Here is a 15,747-nt window from a genome sequence, read left to right as displayed (position 1 = left end):
CAGTCAGGGTAAGCATTGCTCAGGGCTGGGTGCGCCGAAGCGCCATGACAAACGTCAGAAGTAATTGTTGCCGCACTGGCGCAGGATGCAAATTTTTTTGTTGTCCGTTTCGCGACGATGGTTGTCCGCTAAGCGGGAGCAGGAGGGATCACGGCAGGAAATAATAGGGCATTGCTTATTACCGCCAGGAGAGTGCCATGTTAACCGACCCTTCAATCAAATACCGTCCGTTCCCGCCCGTGACCTTGCCGGATCGCCAGTGGCCGGGCCGCACTTTGCAGCAGGCACCGCGCTGGTGCTCCAGCGATTTGCGTGACGGCAATCAGGCGCTGGCGGAACCTATGGATAACGCCCGCAAACACCAGTTCTACCAGATGCTTCTGGCGTGCGGGTTCAAAGAGATTGAGGTGGCGTTTCCTTCTGCCTCGCAAACGGACTTCGATTTTGTCCGCTCGCTGATTGATGAGCAGTTGATCCCGGATGACGTCAGTATTCAGGTGCTGACCCAATCGCGAGACGATTTGATCGACCGTACCTTCGACGCGTTGCGTGGTGCACCACGTGCCATCGTGCACCTGTATAACGCTACCGCACCGATGTTTCGTGAAATCGTCTTCAAACAGGACAAGGCGGCAACGGTAGCGCTGGCGGTTAATGGCGCGCTGCGTATTCGACAGCAGTGCGAGCAGCAGCCGGAAACGGCATGGACCTTCGAATATTCACCGGAGACATTCTGCTTTACCGAGTTGGAGTTTGCGCTGGAGATCTGTGAGGCCGTTGCCGATGTCTGGCAGCCTGGGCCGGGGCGGCCGATGATCATCAACCTGCCGGCCACGGTGGAGGTCAGTACGCCGAACGTCTATGCCGACCAGATTGAGTGGTTCTGCCGGCGTTTCAGTCAGCGCAACCGGGTGACCATCAGCGTGCATCCGCATAACGATCGTGGTACCGGAGTGGCCTGCGCCGAGCTGGCAATGCTGGCCGGTGCCGATCGGGTCGAAGGTTGTCTGTTCGGCAACGGTGAACGCACCGGCAATGTCGATCTGGTGATGCTGGCGCTCAACCTGTATACCCAGGGCGTTGCGCCGGGGCTGGATTTCAGCCAACTGAAGCAGGTGGTGGAGGTGGTTGAGCAGTGTAACCAACTGCCGGTTCATCCGCGCCATCCTTACGCCGGTGAGTTGGTGTTCACCGCCTTTTCCGGCTCTCATCAGGATGCGATTAAAAAAGGCTTTGCCGCCCAACAGCAGAGGCAGGACGGTCTGTGGCAAGTGCCTTATTTACCGCTCGATCCGGCGGACGTCGGCTGTAGCTATGAGGCGGTGATCCGGGTTAACAGCCAGTCGGGCAAAAGCGGCGCTGCCTGGTTGTTGGAGCAGAACCATGGGTTGTCGTTGCCGCGTGGATTGCAAATTGATTTCAGCAAGGTGGTGCAGCAGGCGACCGACGGCAGCGGCAAAGAGATGACCACCGCCGAGCTGTGGCGGCTGTTTAGAATCAGCTATGGATTGGTGGAACAACCGCGGCTGCAGTTGCTGAGCTATCAGACCGAAAGCCACAGCATCGAGGCTTATAGTTTCAGTGCCAGGGTGTTGTTCGAAGGGCAACAGCAACGGCTGCTGGGGGTAGGGAACGGTTTGTTGTCCAGCGCGGTGGATGCGCTGCGCCAGCGCTTTGGCTTGAATTTGGCGATAGAGGACTACCACGAACACACGTTGGGGCATCAGAGCCAAAGCCGTGCCGTGGCCTATATTCGCTGTACGCTGGCGCACGGTGAGGCGGCTTACGGGGTCGGCATCGACGTCGATTCTGCCAGCGCTTCCCTGCAGGCGTTGTTCAACGTGGCTGCGCGTTATTTAGCGAAATAAGTGCTGGGCGCAACGCCCAGCTGGCGGCGGAACATGGCGCTGAAAGCACTGGGGCTGTCATAGCCCAAGTCCAGCGCCACTTCCAGCACCGAATGCCCGGCGGCCAGGGCATTCAATGCCGCCAGCAAACGGGCGCGGCGCACCCAGTCGCCAAAACGCAGCCCGGTTTCTCGTTGAAAACGTCGTGACAGCGTGCGGCCGCTGACGTTGATGTAGCTGGCGGCCTGTTCTAACTCCCAGGGGTGTGCCAGCGATTGCTGAATATGCCGGCACAACCTTAATAGGGCATCGCTGCGCGGTTCGGGCAAATTCAGCGGCAGGATTGGCAACACACGCAATTCATCCAGGATCAGCTCCATAATTCGCTCTTCACGACCTCCCGCCGGATAATCCGCCGTAATGTCCATCGCACAGATAATCAGCTCACGCAGCAACGGGGATATTTGCACCACTTCGCAGCTTGCCGGCAGGTCGGCTCGTGCCAGCGGATCGACTAACAGCGCTCTTGCCGCCACTTTGCCGGTGATCTGCAGACTGTGTTCTACCCGCGCAGGCAGCCAAACGCCACGCCCAGGGGGGACCACCCAACTGCCCAGACGAGTATTCACTTGCACTACGCCGCTCAGGCTATGAATCAACTGTGCACAGTCGTGGTAATGGAGCGGTTCGAACTCGCCGTGCTGATAATCTTTAGCGACCGGCACAATCGAGCGGTTCGCGGGCACAGCGTCATGAAAAAGCAGCATTTCTTGGGGCATCCCCGGTCCACGGAAAATCATAATGGCAGCATGCCACGCCGATACCTTTCATACCAGCCTCTGGTACGGCGAGGCGTTATAGTCTATAAATAAACAATATATAATTTAGTAAATTGTTTGGAGGAGAGATGGATATCGACAGTATGCGGCAGGCGGCAACGCAGGCCGGGGCATTGCTGCGGGCGCTGGGCAATGAAGATCGTTTACTGCTGCTGTGCCAACTCAGCCAGGGCGAGATGTCGGTGGGGGAACTGTCACAGGCGCTGGAGATCCGCCAGCCGACGCTTTCGCAACAGCTTGGGGTATTGCGTCAGGAAGGGCTGGTATCAACGCGGCGCGACGGTAAACAAATCTACTATGCCGTTTGCGATCCGAAGGCGCTGGTGCTGCTTAATACTTTATATCAACTCTTTTGCCCGGCACGGGAGGAGAGGCCATGACCGTCGACTGGTTGCATTTTACCCCGCTGTCCGCGCTGGTCGGCGGGGGGATAATCGGCAGTGCGGTGGCGCTGTTGTTGCTGCTTAACGGCCGCGTCGCCGGCATCAGTGGCATTACCGGTGGCCTGCTGACGCCGCAGGGTAAAGAGAAAGGCTGGCGGGCCGCATTTCTTGTCGGGTTGCTGATTTCGCCCTGGCTGTATCGTATCGCCAGGCCTTTACCGGACATGCCGGTTAACGGCAGCAGTTTATGGCTGATCGCCGCCGGGATATTGGTCGGGCTAGGTACTCGCCTGGGCGGCGGCTGTACCAGCGGTCACGGTGTTTGCGGCGTGGCGAGATTGTCTCCGCGTTCATTACTGGCCACGGCGGTATTTATGCTGTTGGGGTTTATTACGGTATGGGCCCTACGCCAGTGGGGAGGAGTTTAACGTGATGTACCGATCCGTGTTTGCCTTACTGAGTGGCGCCATCTTTGGCCTTGGTCTGATCGTCGCCGGAATGGCCAATCCCGCCAAGGTGCTGGCTTTTCTCGATGTCACCGGCCACTGGGATCCGTCACTGGCCCTGGTGATGGTGGGAGCGATTGCGGTGGCGGCACCGGCGTTCTTTTGGGTTCGCCGCCGACCACGTACCTTGTTGGGTGAAACAGTACAACTCCCATCTTCCCGCCGCATCGACCGCCGCTTATTGGCAGGCAGCGCGCTGTTTGGCATCGGGTGGGGAATGGCGGGTATCTGTCCCGGCCCGGCCTGGGTGCTGGCCGGAGCGGGCTCGTCAGCCGGCTGGCAGTTCGTTGCGGCAATGCTGGCAGGAATGGCGTTGTATGAAGTTATTCTGTTTTGGAGAAAATAATGCCGATAGCTAACGCGGTGTTGCGCATTGCGCGCCCGACCGACAGGTTACAGGAGATTGCGACCCTGTACTGCCAGGGCTTGGGCTTCGAACGGCTGGGTGAGTTCCGCGATCATCAGGGTTTTGATGGCGTAATGGTCGGGCACCCGCAACGGGGTTATCACCTTGAGTTTACTCATCATCGGGGAGTGGCGGTGGGGCAGGCGCCGACGCAGGATCATCTGCTGGTGTTTTATCTGCCGGATGAACAGGAGTGGGTTACAGGATGCAAACGCATGCTGACCGCCGGTTTTCGGCGCGTTGCGGCCTACAATCCCTACTGGGATGCCCATGGGCAGACGTTTGAAGATCCGGACGGTTACCGGGTAGTGTTGCAACAGCAGGTGTGGGGGCAATAAAAAAGCCAGCGCACCGGGCGCTGGCTGAAAGGGTCAAGCGAAAAGGCTATCAGGCGTTGGTCGCCGGTTTCTGCGCGCTTTTACCCTGAGTATTTTCCATCATGCGACGGATAGGGACGATCAACAGGGTCAATACCGCGGCACAAATCAGCAGCGCAATCGAGCAGCGTGCGAACAGGTTAGGCAGCATTTCCAGTTGGTCGGCCTTAACATGGCCACCGATCAGGCCGGCAGCCAGGTTACCCAGCGCGCTGGCACAGAACCACAGCCCCATCATCTGGCCGCGCATTCTTTCTGGTGCCAGCAGGGTCATGGTCGCCAACCCGATTGGGCTAAGGCAGAGTTCGCCCAGCGTCAGCATCAGGATACTGCCCACCAGCCACATCGGCGACACACCGGCACCGCCGTTGCTCAGCACGTTCTGCGCGGCCAGCATCATCAGGCCAAAGCCTGCTGCGGCGAACAGAATACCGATAACGAACTTGGTGATGCTGCTCAGGCGTACCTTGTTACGTGCCAGCGCAGGCCATGCCCAGCTAAATACCGGTGCCAGCAGGATAATAAACAGGGCGTTGATTGACTGGAACCACACTGCCGGGATCTCGAAATCGCCGATCACACGGTTGGTGTAGTCGTTAGCGAACAGGTTGAACGAGGTCGGTTTCTGTTCGAATGCGGACCAGAAGAAGGCGGCTGACACCAGCAGGATAAAGCAGACCAGCAGGCGGGCACGCTCTTTGCGGCTCAGGCCGGCAAACACGAACAGATAAATAAAGTACAGGGTCACCGAGGCGGCAATCACGTAAACCAGCATGCTGGCTACCGCTACCGGGTTAATCACGATGATGCCTTGGGCAATCAGGGTGATAACCACCGCCACGCCGACGGCTAACGCCAGCAGCCAGCGACCGACGCCGTTTTTCTTGGCGACCGGGCTGTTCCAGGTGGAGTCCAGGCCGACTTCGCTGTCATAGCGTTTCATCGCCGGTACCGCAAAGACGCGGAAGATCACCAGTGCCACCAACATACCGATCCCGCCGATGCCGAAGCCCCAATGCCAGCCGTGGGAACGGATCAACCAACCGGAGATCAGCGGGGCGATGAACGAGCCCATGTTGATACCCATATAAAACAGCGAGAAGCCACCGTCGCGGCGGTTGTCGCCTTTCTTATACAGCGTGCCGACCATCACCGAGATACAGGTCTTGAACAGGCCAGACCCCAGCACGATAAACATCAGGCCGATGAAGAACAGGTTATTGCCCATGACGGCAGACAGCGCGATCGACAGGTGGCCCAGCGCGATCAGAATCGAGCCGTACCACACCGCTTTTTGCTGGCCAAGCCAGTTATCCGCCAACCAGCCGCCCGGCAGGGCAGCCAGGTACATGCTGCCGGCGAAAATGCCGACAATCGCCGAGGCGTTTTCACGTGCCAACCCCATACCGCCGTCGTAAACGGTGGCGGCCATGAACAGGATCAGTAATGGGCGAATGCCGTAAAACGAGAACCGCTCCCACATTTCGGTAAAGAACAGGGATCCGAGCGGATAAGGATGGCCGAAGAAGGTCCGGCTTTCTTGTTTATTAACAGAGGATTGCATAACGTCTTCCCAATAAAATGCGCTGCAATGATGCAGCTTATACTGTGGTATGTATGTGTATTTAAGGAAGGTGATCCGCCCAATGCGGATTACCCGACAAAACCGTAGCTGCAGCGCCTGTGAACCGTGGAAAGCGCGTTAGCCTTTTTTCACTTGGCCAATGATTTACAACTGGCGTGATATTATTTAACCATTTGATAACTGGATGATGGTTTTGTCTAGTCCCTGTATCCCATTTTTTAGATGAAAAGTCGACAAACATCTCCTTTCCTGGTTTTTATGTTGGTTAAGGCGGGATTGTTATTGACAGCTGGTTTATTGCGCTAAAAGTTAATTATCTGTTTAAAAACATGTAATTACATTGAGATTATTCTTATGGGAATAGGGTGAAGAGGCGCAGAGGGTATCAATACTAAAAGTAAGGTAAACAGGGACTCGGCTCTGTTTGAGCGCAGAGCTGGTGATAAATACGGCTATTGTTCTTCCTGCAGAGTGTCTTCTCTCATTCGCGTCGGGCGTCGTTGCAAACACCACCAGGAATAAATTGCATTGAACAGCACCACCATTGCGGTCACGCAGAACACCGCCCGGAAGCCGTAACTGGCAGAAACCGCTGCGCCCATCAGCGGGCCGCTGACGTTGCCTATATCCCGGAATGACTGGTTATAGCTAAATATCCGGCCGGCCACCTGATTGGTGCAGTTATAAATCAACAGTGTTTGCACGGCCGGCAGCAGTGCGCCATCGGCGGCACCAAGCAGGAAGCGCAACACGCCGAGCTGCCATGGGGTTTGCACAAAGGCCATGGGGATCAGCAACAGCACCGATACGATTAGCATAAACACCAGAATGCGCTCCGGACCTATCCGGTCGCCCAGCTTGCCTAACCGCGGTGCGCTCATCAGCGCGGCGACGCCGGGGACAGAAGCGATCAGGCCGCTGACAAAGGCCAGGTTATGGATATTGCCGGCCAAATCGCGCACGTACAGCGTCAGAATCGGCGCAATGGATCCTGTGGCAATCTGAATAATCATGGTGGTCACAAACAGGCTAAGGATCAGTTTGGGACTTTTCAGCGCTGCGAAAACCTGGCGAGCATGCAGCATGTCTTTCTTCTGTACCGGGGTGAATTGTTCTTTAACGTACAGCAGCGTTAAAACAAAGCAGGCCAACAGCACGCCGGCGGTGATGTAGAACACCGGTCGCAGGCCGTACTGGTCGGCCAGTAAACCGCCGATCAACGGGCCAATCAATGCCCCGCTGACGCCGCCGGTGGACAGGGTGCCCAGCGCCCAGCCGCTGCGATTGCGCGGTACCTGGGTGGCAATCAGCGCGTTGGCGTTGGGAATAAAACCGCCGAGCAGGCCCAACACCGCGCGCAACGCCAAGAACTGCCAGATATTCTGCGCCATACCCATTAAAAGCATCACAATCGACATACCCAGCGCCGATCGCAGCAGCATCAACTTACGCCCGCGGCGGTCGGCCAGACCGCCCCAGAATGGGGAAGCAATTGCTGAAAACAGGAAGGTGATGCTGAATACCAGACCGGACCACATGTTCAAGGCTTCGTGACCGGTAACACCGAGGGTTTCTACATAGAGTGGCAGGAAGGGCATGATCAGGCTGAACGCGGCACCAGTCAGGAAGCACCCCAGCCAGGTGACGAAAAGGTTGCGTTTCCAGTTGATGGGGTCTGGTGCCGAAGCCATAAATTCCTGCTGCAAAAGGAGGAGCGCTTTGCGCGTGTGCACAGGCAATGGGGCAAAGCAAAAAAGTTAGCCTGGTAAGTATGCGCTTAATTATAGGCGGCATCAATCGATGTGGCAGGGGATATTCTGAAAATGAAATAAAGTTTTAAAAATTGAATATAGACAGTATTCCGCGCTGTGCGCGCGGAAAAAAGCTTACTTAAAGCCCGGCGAGCAGTTCAAAACCGCTGGAGGTTGTCGAGAGGGCTACGTCGGTTATCTCATAGTGAGCCACGGCATTGAAGGGATCTTGCGCCACGATGGTATCCAACTGTGAACGATCTATCCCTTTCACCAGGATCACACCGCCGGTGCGCGGGTTTTTGCGACCGGAGGCGATAAAGGTGCCGTCCTGGAAGTATTTTTTCAACCAGGCAATGTGCCCCTCGAGGTGGCTATCGACTTCTTCTATCGGGCGATGGTAGGTCAGGCTAACGATGTACATAACGGCTCCAGGATGAACGACGAAGGCTTTACCATCCCACCGTTGCCGTCGTTTCTCAAGGTCTGCGGCATAAAAAACTAACCCGCCAAACGGCGGGTCAGAAGTCAGTAGAGTGAAGGCTCGCCTTCTGGGCGGGTCTTGAAGCGACGGTGTAGCCACATGTATTGATCCGGTGCCATCAGGATCTCTTTTTCGACCACTTTATTCATAAACGCAGCGGCCTCGAGCTCATTATCCAGCGGGAAGTTTTCCACCGCCGGCTGCATAATCAGCTCATACCCTTTAGCGTCCGGCAAGCGGCGTGGGGTAAAGGGAATAATGGCCGGTTTGCCCATTCGTACCAGCACGTAGCTGCCGGTGGTGGTGGCGGCTTTTTCAACGGCGAACAACGGGGCGAACACGCTGCTGCGCGGGCCGTAGTCGTGGTCCGGAGCGTACCAGATAATATCACCCTGTTTCAGGGCCCGGATCATGCCTTTCACGTCTTTGCGGTCCAGCATGGATTTGTTGGAGCGCATGCGGCCCCAGGTTTGCAGCCAGTCCATCAGCTTGTTGTCGTGCGGCCGATAAACGCCGATGCCCGGATTGTGAATGCCAAAGATGCGGGCGCCCAGTTCCAGCGTCAGAAAGTGCAGACCGATCAACAAAACACCCTGATGGTTGTCGCGTGCTTTTTGAATATGCTCCAGCCCGCTGACCTTGAACCAACGCTCGATACGCCAGTTCGGCCAAAACCACGCCATGCCGGTTTCAAATAGCCCCATGCCGACGGATTCAAAGTTCTGCACGACCAGCGCATCGCGCTCGGCTTGCGGCATATCCGGGAAGCATAACACCAGGTTACGTTGTGCAATGGCCACACGGCGCTTGAGAAAGCGCATGGAAAAACGGCCCAGCCAGGTGCCCAGACGATAAATAATCGGGTAAGGCAGCAAGACCAATAAGTAGAGCAAACCGATGCCGAACCAGGTAAGCCAGTAACGTGGATGCAGTAAAGAGCGATTAAAAGAGGGAACTTGAGTCATGTGTTCTCAGCTTAGAAGCAGTCATTTAATGATAATAACAGAGTGATAGTATGGCTGACATCCAGAAGAGATTTGGCCGTCTATCCATTTTCTGCCGTTTATAACCGAGTATTGTGGCACTTTTATCGCGCGACGTGAAAAAACACCGCATTAAAACATAATTTTTAGTGATGAATGGACATGATTTGGCGATTAATTGGGCTGATGCGCTCAAAAGGATAAAGTTGGCAGACGTGGGCGGCGTATAATTTTGCCCAAATTTTTAGGGGGATGTATGTTGGCTTCATGGTTAAGTGCGGGTTTATTAGTCTCAGGAGCACTGTTGGGCAGCGTTGGCGCACACCTGCAGTTTAATCCGTTACTGCTGGTGGCAGGTGTCGCATTGCTGGCAGGTATCGTGATTTCCGGTTTTACCGAATGCCGGGGCAGAGGCTGAGCATCCACCCCAGAATCATCAGTCGTTTTTGAACAACCCTTTCAATACGTGCGGTTCAGACCGCCAATATTGCGGTGGCGCGCTGACCTTCTCGCCCAATTTGGCGGCGGCGTGCCATGGCCAACGTGGGTTGTAAAGGATACCGCGCGCCAGCGCCACCATATCCGCCTGCCCGGTGGCGACAATCGCTTCCGCCTGTTCCGGCTCGGTGATTAATCCCACGGCAATGGTCGGCAGCCCGCTTTCCCGCTTGATGGTCTCGGCGAACGGCACCTGGTAATTCGGCCCCACCGGGATTTTCTGCAGTGGCGAAAGGCCACCGCTGGAAACATGGATGTAGTCGCAACCCAGCTCCTTCAGCGCTTTTGCCAAGGCTACCGACTGCTGTTCATCCCAGCCGCCCTCGACCCAGTCGCTAGCGGAAATACGCACGCCAAGCGCTTTTTGTGCCGGGAATACGGCGCGCACTTCATTGTAAATCTCCAGCAGCAGACGCATGCGGTTTTGCAATGAACCGCCGTACTGGTCGTTACGTTGGTTAGACAGCGGTGACAGGAACTGGTGTAACAGATAACCGTGTGCGCCATGCAGTTCAATCAGTTCAAAACCTAGCCGATCGGCGCGCTTCGCCGCAGTAACGAACTGCGCTTTCAATTGTTCAATTTGTTCCAGGCTCATTGCTGCCGGAGAGGCATCATGCTGGGCGAAGGGGATATCCGAGGCGGACAGCGTCTGCCAGCCGCCGTCTGTCCTGTTCAGTTGGCCCCCACCGGCCCAGGGAACTGCACAGGAGGCTTTGCGCCCGGCGTGGCCGAGCTGAATGCCCAGCGGCAAGGTGGCGTGTTTTCTTACCGCTTGTACCACTTCTGCAAGCGCCTGTTCCGTCGCGTCGTCCCACAGGCCGAGATCGTTGGGGGTGATGCGTCCTTCGGGGGCGACCGATGTGGCCTCGACAATCAACAGGCCTGCGCCGGACAATGCCAGATGACCGAGATGCATCGTGTGCCATTCGGTGGCCTTGCCGTTATCGGCGGAGTATTGGCACATCGGTGCGATAACTATACGGTTGGGCAAACTCAGTTTCCCCAGCGTAATCGGGGTAAATAGCTGACTCATGACGTCCTCCAGGTCCGTGGTAAAAATGGGATAAGCTCCCTTAAGGCTTATCGAGATTTGTGAGCGACGTCAAGCTTCCAGCCTTTGTTATCACCGGTGCGTTAATGCTGTTTTGAGCTACATTTTCGGGTATTATGTGCGCCGCGCGTGGGCCGGCGGCCGGCGCGCATCAAAATCAGTCACCTCCGAAAGACAGGAAAGTACACCATGCCAGTGTTACATAACCGAATTTCTAACGAGGAACTGAAGGCGCGCATGCTGGCGGAAACCGAGCCGCGCACCACAGTTTCTTTTTATAAATACTTCACCATCGACGATCCCAAAGCGTTTCGCGACAGCCTCTACGTTCAGTTCGACAAGCTGAAGGTGTTTGGCCGCATTTATGTGGCGAAAGAGGGCATCAACGCGCAAATCAGCGTACCGCAGAACAAGTTCGAGGCGTTTAAAGCCGCGTTGTTTGCCTCGCATCCGGCGTTGGATAAGGTGCGTCTGAATATCGCACTGGAAGACGACGGCAAATCCTTCTGGGTGCTGCGCCTGAAGGTGCGCGATCGCATCGTCGCCGATGGCATCGATGATGAAAGCTTCAACCCAGCGAATGTCGGTGAGTATTTACAGGCCGATCGCGTAAACCAGATGATTGACGATCCGGATACGCTGTTTGTCGATATGCGTAACCACTACGAATATGAAGTCGGCCACTTCGAGAACGCCATCGAAGTACCTTCAGATACTTTCCGCGACCAGTTGCCGATGGCGGTCGAGATGTTGCAGGACAATAAAGACAAAAATATTGTCATGTATTGCACCGGCGGTATTCGCTGTGAAAAAGCCAGTGCGTATATGCTGCATAACGGCTTCAAAAACGTCTATCACGTGGAAGGCGGCATTATCGAGTACGCGCGCAAGGCGAAAGAGCAGGGGCTGCCGCTGAAGTTCGTCGGCAAAAACTTTGTGTTTGACGAGCGCATGGGCGAACGGATTTCTGACGATGTGATCGCTAACTGCCACCAGTGTGGTGCACCCTGCGATACCCATACCAACTGCAAGAATGACGGCTGTCACCTGCTGTTTATTCAGTGCCCGAGCTGTGCCGCCAAGTTTGAAGGTTGCTGCAGCGAGATCTGCCGCGAAGAGCTGAAGCTGCCGCGTGAAGAGCAGCGTGCGCGCCGAGCTGGCCGTGAGAATGGCATCAAGATTTTCAATAAGTCGAAAGGGTTATTGCAGACCACGATGCATATTCCGGCACCGGAAGAAGATAAAGGCTCAGCCAACTGAGCCTGAAAGAAGCGCGGCAGTTTTGCCGCGCTTTTGCATTACTTCGCGCGAACGCCTTCCACGGAAATAATCAGCTCTACGTCCTGAGACGCCGGGCCGAGATCGGTAGTGATGCCGAAGTCTTTAAGCTTGATTTTACCGTTGGCTTCGAAGCCGGCACGGTAGCCGCCCCAAGGGTCATTGCCTTGACCGATCAGTTTAGCGTCCAGCGTTACCGGTTTGGTCACGCCGTTCAGCGTCAGGTTACCGACAACCGCATAACCTTCACCGTTCTTTTTCACTTCGGTAGATTCAAACTTGGCCTGCTTGTTTTTCTCCACATTCAGGAATTCTGCGCTGCGCAGGTGCTTGTCACGCTCAGCGTGGTTGGTGTCGACGCTGGCGGTGTTGATGGTGACGCTAACCTTGTCCTTGGACGGATCTTTTTCGTCGAAGGTGAAGCCGCCGTCAAAGTCTTTAAAGGTGCCGTACAACCAGCTGTAGCCCAGGTGCTGGATGCGGAATTCGATAAAGGCGTGCTGGCCCTGTTTGTCAATTTTGTAGTCGGCAGCCAGTGCGGAACCGGCGCTCAGCAGCAGGGCACCTGCGGTCAAGCCCAGTACGGTTTTCTTCAACATAGCAATCTCCATAAGTCCAAAGGTTAATCGGCGCTGCTACCCAGCATCCGTTTCAAAGTAACATCACGATCAACGAAGTGATGTTTAAGCGCAGCCAGAGCGTGCAGTACTGACAGCACCACGACGGCCCAAGCCAGGTAAAGATGAATGGTACCGGCGGTATCGGCCTGCTCCGCCATGCCTGTGGCGGTCGCAGGGATATCGAACCAGCCGAATACGCTGATTGGTTGACCGTCGGCGGTCGAAATCAGGTAGCCGCTAATCAGGATACTGAACAGCACCACATACAGCGCCAGATGGGCCAGAATCGCACTGATGCGCGTAAAACGACCGTAGCTGGCCAGCGGTTTGGGCGGCGGCGAAACAAAACGCCAGATCACCCGGACCACCATCACGATGAACAGCAGCGTGCCGATACTTTTATGAATTTCCGGTGCCTGGTGGTACCAGACATCGTAATAGCCCAACGTGACCATCCATAGGCCCAGGGCGAACATGCCGTACACCGTCAGCGCAACCAACCAGTGGATCAACACTGAAATATGACCAAAGCGGTTGGCGGTATTTTTCCAAAGCATGGTGTTTCCCTACTTTCAACATTTTCTGGCTGCAATAATTAAACTTTAAGAAACATAAAATCAATAATAAATTTAACTATGTTACTTCTTTAAAATATTAATCAGTGAATTTGGCTGAGATAGCGTCAGGTTAATCAGTGAAATCGTTGAAGGTAATAATTGTGATTGTGTATTGTTGGATTGTTATTGATTGAAAAATAATGGTTTTATTTATTATTGTCAGCTTTTGTCATTTTACGTAAATAGCATGAGTTGTTCTGGCGAATAAATCGCTAGTCAAGTTTGTCGATTATTTCCAGTCAATGTACTGCAAAAGCGGGACGTTTATTCATACAGCAATACCTCTGCGGCAGGACAACAGAGTTTGCTAACATAAGACACATCGGATGGCCCGCAGGGTCACACCATTAACACAAAGGAAATGTCATGGGTCGAACCCTGTTGACCGATCGCAGCCTGCGCCTGGCTATCTTGCTGGCAATGTTGGTCATTATTCTCGCCGGCGTCAAAGCGGCTGCGGATATCGTGGTGCCATTCTTACTGGCGGTGTTTCTCGCTATGGTACTGAATCCGCTGGTAACGCAGCTAGAACGCTGGCGTATACCGCGCGTGCTCGGTGTGACTTTACTGGTGGTGCTGGTCGTGGTGGCGTTGATGTTGTTCATCGGCATATTGGGCGCATCGCTGAACGAATTTGCCCGTTCGCTCCCCCAGTACCGCGGCATGATGATGGAAAAACTGAGTGAGCTGCAGCATTACGCCGATCGCCTCAATATCACCATATCCCCCGAAGCGATGCTGCAGTATGTTGACCCCAGCTCGGCGATGAATTTGATCACCCGCCTGTTAAGCCGTTTCTCGGGGGCCATGACCAATATTTTCCTGCTGCTGATGACCGTGGTATTTATGCTGTTTGAAGTGCAGCTGTTGCCTTACAAACTGCAGCAGGCGCTGGATAAACCTAGCGAAGGCATCGCCAATATTCGGCGTGCGTTAGACGGGGTCACGCGTTATCTGGTGATCAAAACGGCGATCAGTCTGGCAACCGGCGTCATCGTCTGGGGATTTTTGGCTGCGGTCGATGTGCGCTTTGCCTTTATTTGGGGGCTGCTGGCGTTTTTGCTGAATTATATTCCCAACATCGGCTCGGTGATCGCCGCGGTTCCGCCACTGATCCAGGCGCTGCTGTTTAACGGCTTTGGTGATGCGCTGGTGGTAGCCGCAGGTTTTATCGCGATCAATCTGGTGATTGGCAATATGCTGGAGCCGCGCGTCATGGGGCGAGGACTTGGGTTATCGACGCTGGTGGTTTTCCTGTCGTTGATCTTCTGGGGCTGGCTGATGGGGCCGGTAGGGATGTTACTGTCGGTGCCGCTGACCATTATTACCCGCATTGCCCTGGAGACCACCGAAGGGGGACATAAATTGGCGGTTATTCTCGGCGATGGTCAGCCAGGCAAACCGGTTACTCCGGAGTAAAGAAGACTTTCCCCTGGGTTTTGCTGTCGGCGGCGTGTTGCAGTGCCAGTTTATAATGCCGCAACGGATAAATAGCCGCCGGACTTTGCAACACCAATTGGCCGCGTCTCACCAGATTGAACAGCTGTTGGAATGCCGCCTGCCACTGAACTACCGTTGCCTGTGCGTTCCATTTGCGCAGGTGAAACAGGGAAGTGCGAAGCCGGAGTTGGCGAGAAATATACTGCCAGTCCACCTGCCGGTTGCCGAGCAACCCCAGGGCGACAAAATCGCCGGTCACGCTGACCGAAAGTGCCAGATGCAAGCCATCTTCACCGCCGACGCAGTCGATCGCGGCCCGCGCCGCATGGCCTGTGAGCTGTTGCAAACGATATTGCTGCAATAAGTGACCGTCTAAAACTCGCCAGGCACCGGCATTCAGCAGCGCCTGGCGATGGGTGGGATTACGCACTACAACCACCAATCTGATACCGCGCAAAACCGCCAACTGGCAAAACAGCAGGCTGATCGCCGAACCGCCGCCGTTAATCATCAGGATGTCCCCCGCGTTTAGCTGCAACCATTGTGTCAGTAATACCCAGCAGGTCAGTGGATTAATGTAGATTTGTGCCGCAGTGGCGTCGTCGATGTCGTCCGGTACCCAAATGGCTTTGGCGCTATCGGTCGTGACAAAGCTTTGCCAACTGCCATTGCCCATGACGGTGAGCGCGCGTCTGTCGGTAGGTTGACCGCGAGGATCAACCGCGACCCCAACCCCTTCGTAGCCAGGAACCTGAGGCAGGAGAGTACGGTGTGCATACTGACCATAGATGGGAATCAAATCCGATGGATTTATCGGTGCGTAGCGCATCTGCAGTAGCAGTTGATTGGGCTGCAGTGCAGGAATGACGGCATCTTCAAGGGCAATCACCTGTTCCGGTGAACCGAATCGGCTAAAGCGCAAACGGGGAAAAGTCTGCGGCATGGGGTTAAGGCATAAAGAAGAAATAGACATCCAGCGCCAACAGCACCAGCCACAGGCAGATATACAGCACCAGATGTTCGCGGACGTTGTTGACGATCGCCGACAGTATTTTGTTTAGCATTCTCAGCAGCCAAAA

18 protein-coding genes are annotated in these 15,747 nt (G+C 55.2%); 8 read left to right on the top strand and 10 right to left on the bottom strand.

The genetic code is table 11. The annotated features are described in order from the left end of the window. Positions 1-197: 197 nt before the first annotated feature. Entirely contained in the window at positions 198-1,868 is a 1,671-nt protein-coding gene (leuA, locus tag AC1RKC_RS04515) for a 2-isopropylmalate synthase (protein WP_493092008.1), read from the top strand. On the opposite strand, the gene AC1RKC_RS04510 is transcribed toward leuA, so the two are convergent. Beyond that, entirely contained in the window at positions 1,853-2,614 is a 762-nt protein-coding gene (locus tag AC1RKC_RS04510) for an AraC family transcriptional regulator (protein WP_116690763.1), read from the bottom strand. The genes leuA and AC1RKC_RS04510 overlap by 16 nt on opposite strands. Positions 2,615-2,754: 140 nt before the next feature. On the opposite strand from AC1RKC_RS04510, the gene AC1RKC_RS04505 reads away from it, so the two are divergent. Genes AC1RKC_RS04505 through AC1RKC_RS04490 form a run of 4 tightly spaced genes read left to right on the top strand, consistent with a single transcriptional unit; the run spans position 2,755 to position 4,319 of the window. Then, positions 2,755-3,066: an ArsR/SmtB family transcription factor gene (locus tag AC1RKC_RS04505; RefSeq protein WP_187962694.1), complete on the top strand. Its 312-nt coding sequence runs from the start codon at positions 2,755-2,757 to the stop codon at positions 3,064-3,066. Continuing rightward, entirely contained in the window at positions 3,063-3,497 is a 435-nt protein-coding gene (locus tag AC1RKC_RS04500) for a YeeE/YedE family protein (protein WP_046373923.1), read from the top strand. The genes AC1RKC_RS04505 and AC1RKC_RS04500 overlap by 4 nt, the downstream gene beginning before the upstream one ends. A gap of 4 nt (positions 3,498-3,501) precedes the next feature. Then, positions 3,502-3,921, top strand: coding sequence for a YeeE/YedE family protein (locus tag AC1RKC_RS04495; RefSeq protein ID WP_020826311.1), 420 nt, complete (start codon positions 3,502-3,504; stop codon positions 3,919-3,921). Beyond that, complete coding sequence (locus AC1RKC_RS04490) at positions 3,921-4,319, top strand: VOC family protein (protein WP_046373922.1); 399 nt, start codon at positions 3,921-3,923, stop codon at positions 4,317-4,319. The genes AC1RKC_RS04495 and AC1RKC_RS04490 overlap by 1 nt, the downstream gene beginning before the upstream one ends. Before the next feature lie 49 nt (positions 4,320-4,368). Here AC1RKC_RS04490 and AC1RKC_RS04485 read toward each other — a convergent pair whose 3' ends face one another. The 4 genes from AC1RKC_RS04485 to AC1RKC_RS04470 all read right to left on the bottom strand — a co-directional run bounded on the left by AC1RKC_RS04485 (position 4,369) and on the right by AC1RKC_RS04470 (position 9,143). Next, positions 4,369-5,922, bottom strand: a complete 1,554-nt coding sequence (locus AC1RKC_RS04485) for a peptide MFS transporter (RefSeq protein WP_493092010.1) — start codon at positions 5,920-5,922, stop codon at positions 4,369-4,371. Positions 5,923-6,395: 473 nt separating this feature from the next. Then, positions 6,396-7,634 (bottom strand): multidrug efflux MFS transporter MdtG, encoded by a 1,239-nt coding sequence (gene mdtG, locus AC1RKC_RS04480; protein WP_261286326.1) that lies wholly within the window; start codon positions 7,632-7,634, stop codon positions 6,396-6,398. Between the two features lie 199 nt (positions 7,635-7,833). After that, positions 7,834-8,118, bottom strand: a complete 285-nt coding sequence (locus tag AC1RKC_RS04475; protein ID WP_020826315.1) for a YciI family protein — start codon at positions 8,116-8,118, stop codon at positions 7,834-7,836. A 104-nt stretch (positions 8,119-8,222) separates the two neighbouring features. Then, positions 8,223-9,143, bottom strand: a complete 921-nt coding sequence (locus AC1RKC_RS04470) for a Kdo(2)-lipid IV(A) acyltransferase (protein WP_020826316.1) — start codon at positions 9,141-9,143, stop codon at positions 8,223-8,225. Positions 9,144-9,417: 274 nt separating this feature from the next. On the opposite strand from AC1RKC_RS04470, the gene AC1RKC_RS04465 reads away from it, so the two are divergent. Beyond that, a complete protein-coding gene (locus tag AC1RKC_RS04465) occupies positions 9,418-9,579 on the top strand; it encodes a hypothetical protein (protein WP_041414433.1) in 162 nt (53 codons plus the stop codon). A gap of 18 nt (positions 9,580-9,597) precedes the next feature. Here the strand turns inward: AC1RKC_RS04465 and AC1RKC_RS04460 are convergent, their stop codons facing one another. Then, positions 9,598-10,695, bottom strand: a complete 1,098-nt coding sequence (locus AC1RKC_RS04460) for an NADH:flavin oxidoreductase/NADH oxidase (protein ID WP_261449693.1) — start codon at positions 10,693-10,695, stop codon at positions 9,598-9,600. Positions 10,696-10,902: 207 nt separating this feature from the next. Between AC1RKC_RS04460 and trhO the strand changes: the two genes are divergently transcribed. Continuing rightward, entirely contained in the window at positions 10,903-11,973 is a 1,071-nt protein-coding gene (trhO, locus tag AC1RKC_RS04455; RefSeq protein WP_261449695.1) for an oxygen-dependent tRNA uridine(34) hydroxylase TrhO, read from the top strand. A 38-nt stretch (positions 11,974-12,011) separates the two neighbouring features. Here the strand turns inward: trhO and AC1RKC_RS04450 are convergent, their stop codons facing one another. Then, positions 12,012-12,590: a YceI family protein gene (locus tag AC1RKC_RS04450; RefSeq protein ID WP_020826320.1), complete on the bottom strand. Its 579-nt coding sequence runs from the start codon at positions 12,588-12,590 to the stop codon at positions 12,012-12,014. A 23-nt stretch (positions 12,591-12,613) separates the two neighbouring features. After that, positions 12,614-13,168 (bottom strand): cytochrome b, encoded by a 555-nt coding sequence (locus AC1RKC_RS04445; protein WP_261286328.1) that lies wholly within the window; start codon positions 13,166-13,168, stop codon positions 12,614-12,616. Positions 13,169-13,594: 426 nt separating this feature from the next. Between AC1RKC_RS04445 and AC1RKC_RS04440 the strand changes: the two genes are divergently transcribed. Further along, positions 13,595-14,647, top strand: a complete 1,053-nt coding sequence (locus AC1RKC_RS04440; protein ID WP_020826322.1) for an AI-2E family transporter — start codon at positions 13,595-13,597, stop codon at positions 14,645-14,647. Here the strand turns inward: AC1RKC_RS04440 and AC1RKC_RS04435 are convergent. Both AC1RKC_RS04435 and AC1RKC_RS04430 read right to left on the bottom strand, forming a co-directional pair. Next, positions 14,634-15,641, bottom strand: coding sequence for a zinc-dependent alcohol dehydrogenase family protein (locus AC1RKC_RS04435; RefSeq protein ID WP_493092012.1), 1,008 nt, complete (start codon positions 15,639-15,641; stop codon positions 14,634-14,636). The genes AC1RKC_RS04440 and AC1RKC_RS04435 overlap by 14 nt on opposite strands. Next, the gene (locus tag AC1RKC_RS04430) at positions 15,616-15,732 is read right to left on the bottom strand and encodes a DUF2770 family protein (RefSeq protein ID WP_012006315.1); all 117 of its coding nucleotides are present in this window, start codon (positions 15,730-15,732) and stop codon (positions 15,616-15,618) included. Before AC1RKC_RS04430 ends, AC1RKC_RS04435 begins: the two co-directional genes overlap by 26 nt. Between the last annotated feature and the right edge of the window lie 15 nt (positions 15,733-15,747).

It is taken from the genome of Serratia sp. GW822-FHT06E05 (assembly GCF_058799445.1).
Note: the sequence above shows the minus strand (reverse complement) of the source record. Positions and strands in the feature narration are given on the sequence as shown.

Bases quoted from the DNA above. Each gene is read 5' to 3' on its own strand.
- leuA (WP_493092008.1), top strand. From the start codon at position 198: ATGTTAACCGACCCTTCAATCAAATACCGTCCGTTCCCGCCCGTGACC.
- AC1RKC_RS04510 (WP_116690763.1), bottom strand. From the start codon at position 2,614: ATGCTGCTTTTTCATGACGCTGTGCCCGCGAACCGCTCGATTGTGCCG.
- AC1RKC_RS04505 (WP_187962694.1), top strand. From the start codon at position 2,755: ATGGATATCGACAGTATGCGGCAGGCGGCAACGCAGGCCGGGGCATTG.
- AC1RKC_RS04500 (WP_046373923.1), top strand. From the start codon at position 3,063: ATGACCGTCGACTGGTTGCATTTTACCCCGCTGTCCGCGCTGGTCGGC.
- AC1RKC_RS04495 (WP_020826311.1), top strand. From the start codon at position 3,502: ATGTACCGATCCGTGTTTGCCTTACTGAGTGGCGCCATCTTTGGCCTT.
- AC1RKC_RS04490 (WP_046373922.1), top strand. From the start codon at position 3,921: ATGCCGATAGCTAACGCGGTGTTGCGCATTGCGCGCCCGACCGACAGG.
- AC1RKC_RS04485 (WP_493092010.1), bottom strand. From the start codon at position 5,922: ATGCAATCCTCTGTTAATAAACAAGAAAGCCGGACCTTCTTCGGCCAT.
- mdtG (WP_261286326.1), bottom strand. From the start codon at position 7,634: ATGGCTTCGGCACCAGACCCCATCAACTGGAAACGCAACCTTTTCGTC.
- AC1RKC_RS04475 (WP_020826315.1), bottom strand. From the start codon at position 8,118: ATGTACATCGTTAGCCTGACCTACCATCGCCCGATAGAAGAAGTCGAT.
- AC1RKC_RS04470 (WP_020826316.1), bottom strand. From the start codon at position 9,143: ATGACTCAAGTTCCCTCTTTTAATCGCTCTTTACTGCATCCACGTTAC.
- AC1RKC_RS04465 (WP_041414433.1), top strand. From the start codon at position 9,418: ATGTTGGCTTCATGGTTAAGTGCGGGTTTATTAGTCTCAGGAGCACTG.
- AC1RKC_RS04460 (WP_261449693.1), bottom strand. From the start codon at position 10,695: ATGAGTCAGCTATTTACCCCGATTACGCTGGGGAAACTGAGTTTGCCC.
- trhO (WP_261449695.1), top strand. From the start codon at position 10,903: ATGCCAGTGTTACATAACCGAATTTCTAACGAGGAACTGAAGGCGCGC.
- AC1RKC_RS04450 (WP_020826320.1), bottom strand. From the start codon at position 12,590: ATGTTGAAGAAAACCGTACTGGGCTTGACCGCAGGTGCCCTGCTGCTG.
- AC1RKC_RS04445 (WP_261286328.1), bottom strand. From the start codon at position 13,168: ATGCTTTGGAAAAATACCGCCAACCGCTTTGGTCATATTTCAGTGTTG.
- AC1RKC_RS04440 (WP_020826322.1), top strand. From the start codon at position 13,595: ATGGGTCGAACCCTGTTGACCGATCGCAGCCTGCGCCTGGCTATCTTG.
- AC1RKC_RS04435 (WP_493092012.1), bottom strand. From the start codon at position 15,641: ATGTCTATTTCTTCTTTATGCCTTAACCCCATGCCGCAGACTTTTCCC.
- AC1RKC_RS04430 (WP_012006315.1), bottom strand. From the start codon at position 15,732: ATGCTAAACAAAATACTGTCGGCGATCGTCAACAACGTCCGCGAACAT.